11 protein-coding genes are annotated in these 11637 nt (G+C 49.5%); 10 read left to right on the plus strand and 1 reads right to left on the minus strand.

All coding sequences use genetic code 11. From position 1 onward, the window contains the following. The first annotated feature begins 256 nt into the window (after positions 1-256). The 10 genes from frmR (PUZ33_RS20495) to PUZ33_RS20540 all read left to right on the plus strand — a co-directional run bounded on the left by frmR (PUZ33_RS20495) (position 257) and on the right by PUZ33_RS20540 (position 11529). Complete coding sequence (gene frmR, locus PUZ33_RS20495) at positions 257-532, plus strand: formaldehyde-responsive transcriptional repressor FrmR (RefSeq protein ID WP_001120775.1); 276 nt, start codon at positions 257-259, stop codon at positions 530-532. A 58-nt stretch (positions 533-590) separates the two neighbouring features. Beyond that, positions 591-1700 carry an S-(hydroxymethyl)glutathione dehydrogenase/class III alcohol dehydrogenase gene (locus PUZ33_RS20500; RefSeq protein WP_000842119.1) on the plus strand — a complete coding sequence of 370 codons (1110 nt, stop codon included), beginning with the start codon at positions 591-593 and terminating at the stop codon, positions 1698-1700. 50 nt (positions 1701-1750) lie between these two features. Further along, positions 1751-2149 (plus strand): VOC family protein, encoded by a 399-nt coding sequence (locus tag PUZ33_RS20505; RefSeq protein ID WP_000070400.1) that lies wholly within the window; start codon positions 1751-1753, stop codon positions 2147-2149. Between the two features lie 157 nt (positions 2150-2306). Further along, the gene (locus PUZ33_RS20510; RefSeq protein ID WP_000664785.1) at positions 2307-3641 is read left to right on the plus strand and encodes a DUF3422 family protein; all 1335 of its coding nucleotides are present in this window, start codon (positions 2307-2309) and stop codon (positions 3639-3641) included. Positions 3642-3688: 47 nt separating this feature from the next. Further along, the gene (gene fghA / locus PUZ33_RS20515) at positions 3689-4519 is read left to right on the plus strand and encodes an S-formylglutathione hydrolase (RefSeq protein ID WP_000440264.1); all 831 of its coding nucleotides are present in this window, start codon (positions 3689-3691) and stop codon (positions 4517-4519) included. Positions 4520-4536: 17 nt separating this feature from the next. Continuing rightward, positions 4537-5847, plus strand: coding sequence for an NAD(P)/FAD-dependent oxidoreductase (locus PUZ33_RS20520; RefSeq protein WP_000233327.1), 1311 nt, complete (start codon positions 4537-4539; stop codon positions 5845-5847). A gap of 203 nt (positions 5848-6050) precedes the next feature. After that, a complete protein-coding gene (locus tag PUZ33_RS20525; RefSeq protein WP_000038427.1) occupies positions 6051-8702 on the plus strand; it encodes an excinuclease ABC subunit UvrA in 2652 nt (883 codons plus the stop codon). 191 nt (positions 8703-8893) lie between these two features. Continuing rightward, on the plus strand, positions 8894-9325 hold the full coding sequence (locus PUZ33_RS20530) for a DUF488 domain-containing protein (RefSeq protein WP_047402202.1): 432 nt from the start codon (positions 8894-8896) through the stop codon (positions 9323-9325). A 364-nt stretch (positions 9326-9689) separates the two neighbouring features. Continuing rightward, positions 9690-9965 (plus strand): formaldehyde-responsive transcriptional repressor FrmR, encoded by a 276-nt coding sequence (frmR, locus tag PUZ33_RS20535; protein ID WP_050886229.1) that lies wholly within the window; start codon positions 9690-9692, stop codon positions 9963-9965. Between the two features lie 685 nt (positions 9966-10650). Then, positions 10651-11529, plus strand: a complete 879-nt coding sequence (locus tag PUZ33_RS20540; RefSeq protein ID WP_274205364.1) for an iron-containing alcohol dehydrogenase — start codon at positions 10651-10653, stop codon at positions 11527-11529. A 1-nt stretch (position 11530) separates the two neighbouring features. Here the strand turns inward: PUZ33_RS20540 and PUZ33_RS20545 are convergent. After that, positions 11531-11637, minus strand: a 107-nt coding sequence (locus PUZ33_RS20545; protein WP_129949912.1) for an IS3 family transposase, incomplete at its 5' end; no start/stop codon positions are given.

Below are 11637 nucleotides of genomic sequence, written 5' to 3' on the forward strand. Positions count from 1 at the left end.
CAGCGTTAACACTACTACACTATAGTTTATGACAACCCGACGTAAGGCATTTATGCCTGACTGAAGAAAAGTTATTTGTTCTGTACCAATAAGTTGGCGTTCTGTTCACTTCTATTGTGTACCGTTAAAGTACGAATGTGCCTGATACAACTCTGTCATCTGTCTGGATTTGTACATCGTGGGGTCAACATTTTTTCTTGCATAGTATAGGGGGGTATACTATAGTCTCTTCAATCCTGATTAACAGGGACAATCAATGCCACATTCTCCAGAAGAAAAGAAACAGGCGCTTGTCCGGGTACGACGTATCAAAGGTCAGATTGCAGCGCTGGAACAGGCGATTGAAAACGAAGCGGAATGTTCTTCATTGTTGCAGCAACTGGCTTCGGTACGAGGAGCCGTTAAAGGCCTGATGACTGTTGTTCTGGAAAGCTATCTCAGGGAAGAATTTCCCGATACGAACAAAAGAAGGGGGTCGCAGACGAAATCTATCAACGACGCTATTTCCATTGTTCGCTCATATCTCCGTTAACTCTGCCAGGCAGACGTCTGATGGGGTCAGTAAAAACAGTAATAAAAGGATATGACATATGAAATCACGTGCAGCTGTAGCATTTGCTCCTGGTAAGCCCCTCGAGATCGTTGAAATTGATGTGGAGCCGCCTCGTAAGGGTGAAGTACTGGTAAAAATCACCCATACCGGCGTCTGCCACACTGATGCATTTACCTTGTCCGGTGATGATCCGGAAGGTGTGTTCCCGGCAGTACTGGGTCATGAAGGTGCGGGTGTTGTTGTGGAAGTCGGCGAAGGGGTCACCAGTGTGAAACCTGGCGATCATGTTATTCCGCTTTACACGGCAGAATGCGGCGAGTGTCTGTTCTGTAAATCCGGAAAAACTAACCTGTGTGTCTCTGTTCGCGCCACCCAGGGTAAAGGACTTATGCCTGATGGCACGACCCGTTTCTCTTACAAGGGCCAGCCTCTTTTCCACTATATGGGCTGCTCTACATTCAGTGAGTATACCGTCGTCGCAGAAGTGTCTTTAGCCAAAATTAATCCACAGGCGAATCATGAACATGTCTGTCTGCTGGGTTGTGGCGTAACGACAGGTATCGGTGCGGTTCACAACACTGCGAAAGTACAACCAGGTGACACGGTTGCTATTTTTGGCCTGGGTGGTATTGGCCTTGCAGCGGTACAGGGCGCGCGTCAGGCAAAAGCGGGTCGTATCTTTGCCATCGATACCAATCCGGAGAAATTTGACCTGGCCCGTTCATTTGGTGCAACTGACTGCATTAACCCGAAAGACTACGACAAACCTATCCAGGACGTTCTCATTGAACTGACAGGCTGGGGTGTCGACCATACGTTTGAATGTATCGGTAACGTAAACGTAATGCGTTCTGCACTTGAAGCGGCACACCGTGGCTGGGGTCAGTCCGTCGTTATCGGTGTTGCGGGTGCAGGTAAAGAAATCTCCACTCGTCCATTCCAGCTGGTCACCGGCCGTGTATGGAAGGGTTCTGCCTTTGGTGGTGTTAAAGGTCGTACCCAGCTGCCGGGCATGGTTGAAGATGCGATGAAAGGCGAAATCGATCTCGCACCATTCGTGACTCATACCATGGGCCTTGAAGAGATTAATGACGCCTTCGACCTGATGCATGAAGGCAAATCTATTCGTACAGTGATCCACTACTGATTCAGGTTTCACTGGCGATCTTTCAATATTAGTTTTAAAGGAAACAATCCATGTCCAATCCAGTTATTTCAGGCAATGGCATCTTCTCTCACGTCTTTATCGGTGCTGTAGATGTTCAAAAGTCGGCTGAGTTTTATGACGCCACTTTAGGTGCACTCGGTATCAACAACCTTGGTCCTTTTGGTAATGGCTGGGTGTTGTTTGGCCGTGACAAGCCGGCTTTCATCATTGCCCGTCCTGGCAATGGTGAAGCGCCATCCAGCAATGGTGTGACAATTGGCTTTGCTGCCGCCACGCCTGCTGAAGTTGACGCTTTCCATGCCGCAGGCCTGGCTGCTGGCGGGACTGATGAAGGCCAACCGGGTCCTCGTGGTCATCTGCCAGGTGCTTATGCTGCCTACCTGCGTGATCCGGCTGGTAACAAGATCTGCTCCTATACCTTCATCTGATCGTAGGGTGCATCCGACACAAATGTTGTACGGTTTGCCGATCAGGCGAACGGTATGAGTTGTGCCAGCGTATGAAGATCAACCCGCAGACGTTTACGTCTGCGGGTATCTTTCTCGAAGCGTAATGTGACTGGCCGTCAGAAAAAGAGAGAGTCTTATGAAAGAGTCAGCATTATCTGCTATCCGTTCTGAGATGCAATCACCCGAAACCGTGTACGGGATGCCGGCTCATAAAGACAGAACGGCCGCTGTCAATGAAGTACATGCGCGTCCGCACCTGCTTATCACATCACCACAGACCCTGCTGCAGTTTGCTTTCATGACTAAAGGCGACCAGTCAGGTGACCAGCGGGTCATGGTTGAGCTGTCAGATCGTCTTGGTTTAACACCATCAGAAAATTCAGCACCCCTGCACGGTATCACGTGGCGGGAAGGCGCTTTGTATTGTGAAAAACACGGTGAGTTTTCCACCTACTTATGGAGTACCACATGCGATCCGCGTGACGGACAGTTAAGGGGAGAGAACCCCTTCCGGCATGGTTTCACGCCACCGGGTTCGGTTATCTGTGGTACCCGTCTGGATATTCTGCCATGGACTGCAGAATCTGAGGCTGCAGTAACGAATTTAGATCCTGTCAGCAGGTGCTATTCAGTAACAGAAAATGGCCGTGCCGCAATTATCTCTGATTTTCGCCAGGATAAAGACGGGCTGACACGCATTCTGATACTTGAACGGGACCTGACAGAGGCACAGCTGGGTGCACTGGTTCAGCGGCTGCTTGAGATTGAAAATTATCGCACGCTTGCTTTGCTTTCTTTACCACTGACAAGAACCATGGCCTCTGAACTGAGGCGAGTGGAAAACCGACTGGCTGAAATTACAGAAGAAATGCGCACCGGAGAGCATCGTAAAAATGAACAGTTGCTCTCTGCGTTGACCAATCTTGCCGCAGAACTTGAAGCCGGCGCTGCAGCGAATCTGTACCGGTTTGGCGCAAGCCAGGCCTACTATGAAATTGTTGAGGAAAGGCTGAATACGCTCTCCGAAACGCCGGTTCCAGGCTACTACACCTGGTCTGATTTTTTGCAACGGCGCATTGCCCCAGCCATGCGAACCTGCCGTTCTGTGAAAGAACGACAGGCGAAGCTGTCTGACAAACTCATGCGGGCTATTTCGTTACTTCGCTCCTGGATAGATGTTGAACTGGAACATCAGAACCGTGACCTGCTGGCTTCGATGAATAACCGGGCCAGACAACAGCTACATCTGCAGCAAACCGTTGAAGGATTGTCTGTTGCCGCCATTTCATATTATGTGGTGAGTCTGATTTCGTATCTGGTGAAAGGGGTTCCCGGGATCCACGATGTCATGCCACCTGAGCTGGCGGTTGCCATTCTCGTGCCCTTCATTGTGCTCGCGATTTGGTGGGTGGTGCGAAGAATAAGAAACTCGCACACCGACCCTGAACATAACGAAAACCGCTCTGACTGAGTTGTTACGTTGTTGCTGAATTGTCCTGTCGTTATACGGAGAAAATTATGGAACGTCTTGAACATCATGCCAGCTTTGATGGGTGGCAGGAAGTTTATCAGCATGAGTCTGGCACGCTTGGCTGCACGATGAAATTTGGTGTTTATACTCCACCCCAGGCGCTTAACGGTAATGTACCGGTACTCTACTGGCTTTCCGGTCTGACCTGTACGGAACAGAATTTTATTACCAAATCGAGCGTTCAGCGTTATGCCGCAGAGCATGGGATCATGATTGTGGCACCAGACACCAGTCCGCGTGGCACCGATATTCCTGATGATCCTGACTACGCTCTCGGTCAGGGGGCCGGATTCTATGTTAATGCAACCCAGGAGCCCTGGGCGACACATTACAAAATGTATGACTATGTGGTAAACGAGCTCCCGTCCCTGATTGAAGAATGGTTCCCGGCGTCTGATAAAAGAAGTATCAGTGGACATTCGATGGGCGGACATGGCGCCCTGATGATTGCGCTCAGAAACCCGGGCCGCTATCAGAGTGTATCCGCATTCTCACCGATCGTCGCACCTTCTCAGGTGCCCTGGGGAGAAAATGCATTGTCTGCTTATCTGGGTGATGATCGGGAATACTGGAAGCAGTACGACACGGTTGAGTTGATCCGTAAAGCGCAGGAAAGGCTACCTCTGCTTGTAGACCAAGGACTGAATGATGAGTTTCTGAAGACTCAGCTTCAGCCGGAGAGACTGAAGAGCGTTTGTGAGGACACCGGTCATCCGTTGACGCTTAACCTGCGTCCGGGACACGATCACAGCTATTACTTTATCTCCAGCTACATTGGCGACCACATTGCACATCATGCAGCAGCACTGACGCGCTAAATTCAGGAATTATGGTTATGGTACATTTCTGCGATCAAAAACATCATGTTGTCGTGATAGGGGCTGGGTTCGGTGGACTCTCCGTTGTCAGAGAACTGGAAGAGCCGGGCGTTTCGATCACAATCATTGACCGGAGTAACCACCATCTGTTTCAGCCTTTACTTTATCAGGTCGCTGGCGCATCACTGCCATCAGCAGAAATTGCCTGGCCCGTTCGCTCTCTGTTTCGTCATCGTGAGGATGTACGTACCCTGATGGCCGAGGTCCAGGATGTGGATACCGATTCACGGGAGGTTCTGCTGAAAGATGGTTCCCGAATTGATTATGACACGCTTGTCGTTGCCACTGGGGCCACGCACGCTTATTTCGGTCATGATGAGTGGGAACAGTTTGCGCCGGGACTGAAGAACCTGGATGATGCCACGACCCTGCGCGCACGGATCCTTTCCGCTTTTGAACAAGCTGAGAATACCACTGATCCCGCGTTACGGGCTGCCTACCAGACATTCGTCATTGTCGGGGGGGGACCGACAGGCGTTGAGCTGTCCGGGACCATTGCCGAACTGGCAAGGAAAACGCTGAAAAATGATTTCCGTTCTATTGATCCGACAGAGACCAGAATTATTCTGGTTGAAGCCGGACAACGATTGCTCACTGCCTTCCCGGAGTCATTATCGGAATATACCCGTCAGTCCCTGGAGAAACTGGGAGTGGAAGTCAGTTTTGGCCAACCGGTAACGGAATGCTCTGCCGAAGGCGTAGTATATGGTGGGCAACCTCTTCCTGCCAAAACGATCATCTGGGCAGCAGGCGTCACTGCTTCTCCGGCTGCACGCTGGCTCAAGACGGAAGCTGATCGGGCTGGTCGGGTTATCGTGGGAGCTGATCTCACGCTCCCGTTACACCCTGAAATATTTGTAATAGGTGATACCGCGGCCGTGACCGGAGAGGACGGCAGGATGATCCCGGGCATTGCTCCGGCCGCAAAACAGGAAGGACAGTATGTGGCTAAACTGATCCAGTCCCGTTTAAAGGATGAAAAACCTGTCCTGAAACCTTTCCGGTACCGGCATCAGGGGAACCTGGCGACCATCGGTCGCGGACTGGCTGTGGTTGATATGGGACGGTTAAAACTCCGGGGAGCCATGGCGTGGTGGTTCTGGAAAATTATCCACCTGTATTTTTTGATCGGAACCAGAAACCGGTTGAGTGTCGCTATCAGCTGGATCTGGAACCACAGTATCGGATACAGGGGAGCCCGCATTATCACGGGAGGTAAATCACCTGATCCGGATAAGAGTGCGGTCCATTCCCGCTCAGAAGAGTGATACCTGAACCTTACTGATGCCGCTGAAACATCAGCGGCATTCCTTATTTAATCACCGGCGCCGGCGCAGGCAATCCGCTTACTGCTGCATAAATCCCTTTTGTCATTATTCCTTCTTAACTAATGGTTCGGCACATCGGTTAACGCCATTCAACGTAACCAGCGTCAGAAGTAAAGTTGATTTACGTATTACAGGATTAAACTATGTCAAAGAAACTTTTTGGTGCCCCCCCAACCCTGACAGACGCCAGTAATTCTGTTGTGGTACGTGGTGCCAGGGAGCACAACCTTAAAGAGGTGGATGTCTCTGTTCCGCGTGATGCACTTGTTGTCTTTTCGGGGGTCTCTGGTTCCGGTAAGTCTTCACTGGCTTTTGGAACCATTTATGCTGAGGCGCAACGACGCTACTTTGAATCGGTTGCCCCGTATGCGCGGCGCCTCATTGATCAAGCCGGTGTTCCGGATGTGGATGCCATTGATGGACTCCCCCCTGCAGTTGCCCTTCAACAACAGCGAGGAACCAGCAATGCACGCTCTTCTGTCGGCAGTGTGACCACCTTATCGAGCCTGGTGCGCATGATGTATTCCCGGGCGGGAGCCTATCCGGCAGAACAACCTATGCTCTATGCTGAGGATTTTTCTCCTAACACGCCTCAGGGAGCATGTCCATCCTGCCATGGTCTCGGACATATCTATGATGTGACAGAAGCACTGATGGTACCTGATCCGTCACTCAGTATCCGGGACAGAGCCATTGCCTCCTGGCCACCTGCCTGGCACGGACAAAATCTTCGCGACATTCTGGTGACACTGGGCTATGACGTCGATATCCCCTGGAAAGAGTTATCTGAAGAAGAGCGACACTGGATCCTGTTTACTGAAGATACCCCGACGGTGCCGGTCTACCCCGGACTCAGCCCGGAAGACACACGTGTCGCAGTCAGGGAAAAAATGACTCCGGGTTATATGGGGACGTTTACAGGGGCGCGACGTTATGTTCTGCATACCTTTGCACACACCCAAAGTGCACTGATGAGGAAACGCGTCTCCAGTTTTATGGAAGGTAAACTGTGTCCTGTCTGCCACGGAAAAAGGCTTAAACCGGAATCATTGTCAGTCACTTTTGCTGGAGTGGACATCGGTGAGTTTATGCAGATGCCTTTAGACCAGCTGGCTGAGTTGCTTCTTCCTATCTCCCGGGGGGATTTCAGTACGCATCATGCCGGGGCTGATACTGACAGGGATATCACCCGCCGGGACCGGACAGAACGCGCAGGTTCCGGCAGAGCAGTCCATTCTGTAACGCCGGATGTCCGCCGGACCTCAGCATTATCGACAGAGAAACGACTGGCTGCTCAACGACTGACCAGAGGTGTTATGGACCGGCTGTATCAGTTGCAGAAACTGGGACTTGGTTATCTGACATTAGACAGAACAACGCCAACACTCTCCGCAGGGGAACTCCAGCGATTGCGTCTTGCCACTCAGCTTAGCTCCATGTTGTTTGGGGTCGTCTATGTTCTCGATGAACCATCAGCAGGCCTGCACCCTGCAGACAGCCATGCACTTTACGATGCTCTGGAGAACCTGCGGGATGCCGGAAACTCAGTGTTTGTCGTTGAGCATGATCTTGACCTGATGCGACGGGCGCAATGGCTGGTTGATGTGGGACCCGCTGCAGGAGAACAGGGCGGTCATATTCTCTACAGTGGTGTACCTGAAGGTCTGAAAGCTATTGCTGAATCCAGAACGGCGCGGTATTTGTTTGATGAAATCAGGCCACCACAATCATACGCCCGACAGCCAGCAGGATGGTTAAAATTACAGGATATTCACCGTCACAACCTGAAGGGACTGGACGCCTGTATTCCTCTGGGGGTACTGACCGCTGTTACAGGTATTTCGGGTTCCGGAAAGTCTAGTCTGATTGCTCAGGCCTTACCTGAGCTGGTGCTTTCCTCGCTTGGCCATGAACCAGAAGACGTGTTATCCGAGGGCAGTGATGCTGAGGGACCAACCGTTACTGAGAAAACTTACGGTACGCTGACAGGCGACACCGGACTGATCAAACGTCTGGTGCAGGTTGACCAGAAACCGATAGGCCGGACACCGCGTTCTAACCTGGCGACATATACCGGACTGTTTGACCATATTCGTAAGCTCTTTGCCGGAACACCTGCTGCTAAAAACTATCATTATGATGCCGGACAGTTTTCTTTCAATGTGGCAAAAGGTCGCTGTGAAACCTGTGAGGGTGAAGGGTTCGTCAGCGTTGAACTCTTGTTTATGCCCAGTGTGTATGCCCCTTGTCCGACATGTCATGGCGCACGCTATAACCCGGATACGCTCAGGGTTCGCTGGAAGGAGCGAAACATTGCGGAAGTCTTGCAGATGACAGTGGATGAAGCCTGCAGCTTCTTTGCTGATGTAGAACCCGTGGCGCGACCTCTGCGCCTGCTGGGCGAAATCGGTCTGGGATATCTGCGTCTGGGTCAACCAGCCACTGAGTTATCCGGAGGAGAAGCTCAACGGATAAAGCTGGCAACCGAACTGCAACGTAGCCAACGTGGCCATACGCTGTATGTTCTGGATGAACCGACCACCGGACTCCATGCGTCAGACGCCGACCGTCTGCTTGTGCAGTTGCAGCGTCTTGTTGAGACAGGGAATACCGTAGTTGTGATTGAACACGATATGCGTGCAGTCGTGCAGGCTGACTGGGTTATGGACATTGGTCCCGGAGCAGGTCATGAGGGAGGCAACCTGGTTGCAGAAGGTACACCCGCCCAGGTATCACAGGTTTGTGAAAGCCGCACGGCACCGTTTATTGCCCGGGAGTTGTCACGGAACTGGTAAAAGGACAGTGTCGTCATAGCGTGAATGACGACACTGTCACGCTACTGGTATATCCCCTGAACATTTTACCTGTCATTGTGACTACCTGAAAAAATACGTGATAAGAAACCTGTTGTACCAGGGCACAGCAAAAACACCAAATCTAATCCAGTGTTAAACATCACTGTTATGCAGGTGGTAAGGAGAACCTGATGAAACTATTTACGATTGGTTTCACACAATCTTCGGCGGAGCATTTTTTTACGCGCCTGAAGGAATCCGGAGCAAGACGTATTCTGGATGTGCGTCTCAATAATCGCTCTCAGCTGGCAGGTTTTGCAAAACAGGACGATCTGAAGTTCTTTGCCCATACTCTATGTGATATCGATTACGCACATATGCCAGATCTTGCCCCGACGCGGGAAATGTTTGAGCGATACAAATTACAGAAAGGAGACTGGGAGATATATTCTTCGGATTTCATCGATCTGATTACAAAAAGACATATCGAATCGCTCGAAAAGAGTCAGTTTGCTGATGCTTGCTTATTGTGTAGCGAACATAAACCACATCATTGCCACAGACGGCTGGTTGCTGAGTACCTGGCAGATAAATGGCCTGATGTCACTATCATGCATTTATAGTGGCTGGGTTGTGTCTGTACGCCCGAACACCAGAACACAGCTCCCACAGACTATGACGGTACCAGACGATATTCGGACAAAAGGAAGAGGATTTAGCCTGCTAAAGCAATATGGGCTAACAGGAAGCGACTTGATATCGAAAATCTGTGTTTGCGACGCGCTTTTTTTGACCATGCTTTTGGGCTAATATCACACCCTTCAGTCTGTATTTTGCCAATAATATAACCAGTTGTTTTATTTTATAAATAAAGCTTATCGGTATGTGCTCTGTTATGTTTGTATACTACACGGGAGGTATACATTCATTGATCGGATAATGCATACTCCGACGCAGTATATCAACTTAAAGATAGTGAGGTAAGAAATGCCCAGTACTCCGGAAGAGAAAAAAAAGGTACTGACACGGGTTCGCCGCATCAGAGGGCAGATTGATGCTCTGGAAAGAGCACTTGAAAATGGTGCTGAATGCCGCGCCATTCTCCAGCAAATTGCTGCCGTTCGTGGCGCATCTAACGGATTGATGGCTGAGGTTCTGGAGAGTCACATACGAGAAACCTTTGACCAGAATGACAGCTATAGCCATGAAGTCAGTAAATCAGTTGACGATACGATTGAACTGGTTCGCGCCTATCTTAAATAGCAACTGACCGGTAAACCCGGTCACTGCTGGATGTCATTATGAACACCAACCGAACGGCATAGCCAGTCCACAGGTACTACTCATTCCCTGACTATGTCCCAGGAGTCCAGTGTCGTTCAGCCAAAACTAATTTCTGCTTTGTATACCACTACGACAAATGCTGTCATCAGTTCAGGTGCGATAATTTCGTTATCATGCGCAGTACATACTGCCCTGAGTTTTCTGATCCAGTAATCATTCTCGGCACCAGTGTTCCAGGTGCCGCCTCGCCCTACAGATATCTGTAATTGTAAACCGTCGCAAGACCGGTCCAGGCGATAGGGCAGAATCGCCCACTGTTCGGAAAACCAGTACTAACTGACAGTTCTGGTACTGGGGGCTGGTCACAGCACTGTATAGGCCAATTCTGTGCGGCGTTGTCACCTGACCTGTCTGAAGAAATTTCCCGCACGCAACAGGTTACTACTCAGAAGTGATAACCCAAGTCCTCATCAAACATCAAAAAATATTTTCAGATAAAAATCAAGTGTTTATAATTTTTTAATCCTTATCAACAGTATTGGTATTGCCAGTTACTATACTGCCGTATAGTATATGAAGCAGATAATGTACACACAGAAACAACAAGGCTATCAAGATTTAAAATGCCCTCTCTAATATTTAAACTGACGAAAGGATATTAACTATGAGTAATGTATTTTATATGCCGCCTGTAACCCTAATGGGACTGAATGCTATTCGTCTTTTAGGGGATGAACTTGTTTCAAGGGAGTTAAAAAAGGCGCTGATCGTCACTGACCGTGTTTTGGTTGACACCGGACTGGTTAACAAACTGACAGATGAGCTTGAGGTGCATAAAATTAGTTATGCAATATTTGATGGTGTTCAACCTAATCCAACAGAGAAAAATATTGATGACGGTTTAGCCTTGCTTGCAAAAAGTAATGCTGATTTTGTCATTTCCTTTGGTGGGGGGTCTTCTCACGATACAGCTAAAGGTATTGCATTGGTGGCCACTAATGGTGGGCATATTCGGGATTACTCGAAAGGTGTGCATCTGTCCAAAAAACCACAATTACCATTAGTTACTGTAAATACGACAGCGGGTACGGCATCGGAAATGACCGTATTTGCAATCGTCACTAACCAGGAAGATGAAACTAAATACCCGGTAGTGGATAAGCACTTTACGCCTATCATTGCGGTTAACGATTCTGAACTTATGGTCGCAATGCCTGCGTTCCTTACGGCAACTACAGGTATGGATGCCTTAACTCATGCAATTGAAGCGTATGTATCAACAGCAGCTACGCCTGTTACTGATGCTTGTGCTATCAAAGCAATTGAAATTATTGTTAATAATCTTAAAGACGTTGTAGATGATGGCCAAAACCGCAAAGCACGTGATGCAATGCAATATGGTGAATATCTGGCTGGAATGGCATTTTCAAACGCGTCTCTTGGTTATGTCCATTCAATGGCTCACCAGTTAGGTGGCGTTTATAATCTGTCTCACGGTTTGTGTAATGCGATCCTGCTGGGTGAAGTGAATCGCCACGGATAATCTAGACACTTCCGAGCCGTTGATAATACTGGTTTTCATATTCTGTCGGTGACATCTGTTCGCTAGAACCATGCCGACGCTTACTGTTATAAAACATTTCGATGTAAT

This window comes from Enterobacter cloacae complex sp. 2022EL-00981 (assembly GCF_028737495.1).
In the GTDB taxonomy this organism is placed as follows: domain Bacteria; phylum Pseudomonadota; class Gammaproteobacteria; order Enterobacterales; family Enterobacteriaceae; genus Enterobacter; species Enterobacter cloacae.

Bases quoted from the DNA above. Each gene is read 5' to 3' on its own strand.
- frmR (WP_001120775.1), top strand. From the start codon at position 257: ATGCCACATTCTCCAGAAGAAAAGAAACAGGCGCTTGTCCGGGTACGA.
- PUZ33_RS20500 (WP_000842119.1), top strand. From the start codon at position 591: ATGAAATCACGTGCAGCTGTAGCATTTGCTCCTGGTAAGCCCCTCGAG.
- PUZ33_RS20505 (WP_000070400.1), top strand. From the start codon at position 1,751: ATGTCCAATCCAGTTATTTCAGGCAATGGCATCTTCTCTCACGTCTTT.
- PUZ33_RS20510 (WP_000664785.1), top strand. From the start codon at position 2,307: ATGAAAGAGTCAGCATTATCTGCTATCCGTTCTGAGATGCAATCACCC.
- fghA (WP_000440264.1), top strand. From the start codon at position 3,689: ATGGAACGTCTTGAACATCATGCCAGCTTTGATGGGTGGCAGGAAGTT.
- PUZ33_RS20520 (WP_000233327.1), top strand. From the start codon at position 4,537: ATGGTACATTTCTGCGATCAAAAACATCATGTTGTCGTGATAGGGGCT.
- PUZ33_RS20525 (WP_000038427.1), top strand. From the start codon at position 6,051: ATGTCAAAGAAACTTTTTGGTGCCCCCCCAACCCTGACAGACGCCAGT.
- PUZ33_RS20530 (WP_047402202.1), top strand. From the start codon at position 8,894: ATGAAACTATTTACGATTGGTTTCACACAATCTTCGGCGGAGCATTTT.
- frmR (WP_050886229.1), top strand. From the start codon at position 9,690: ATGCCCAGTACTCCGGAAGAGAAAAAAAAGGTACTGACACGGGTTCGC.
- PUZ33_RS20540 (WP_274205364.1), top strand. From the start codon at position 10,651: ATGAGTAATGTATTTTATATGCCGCCTGTAACCCTAATGGGACTGAAT.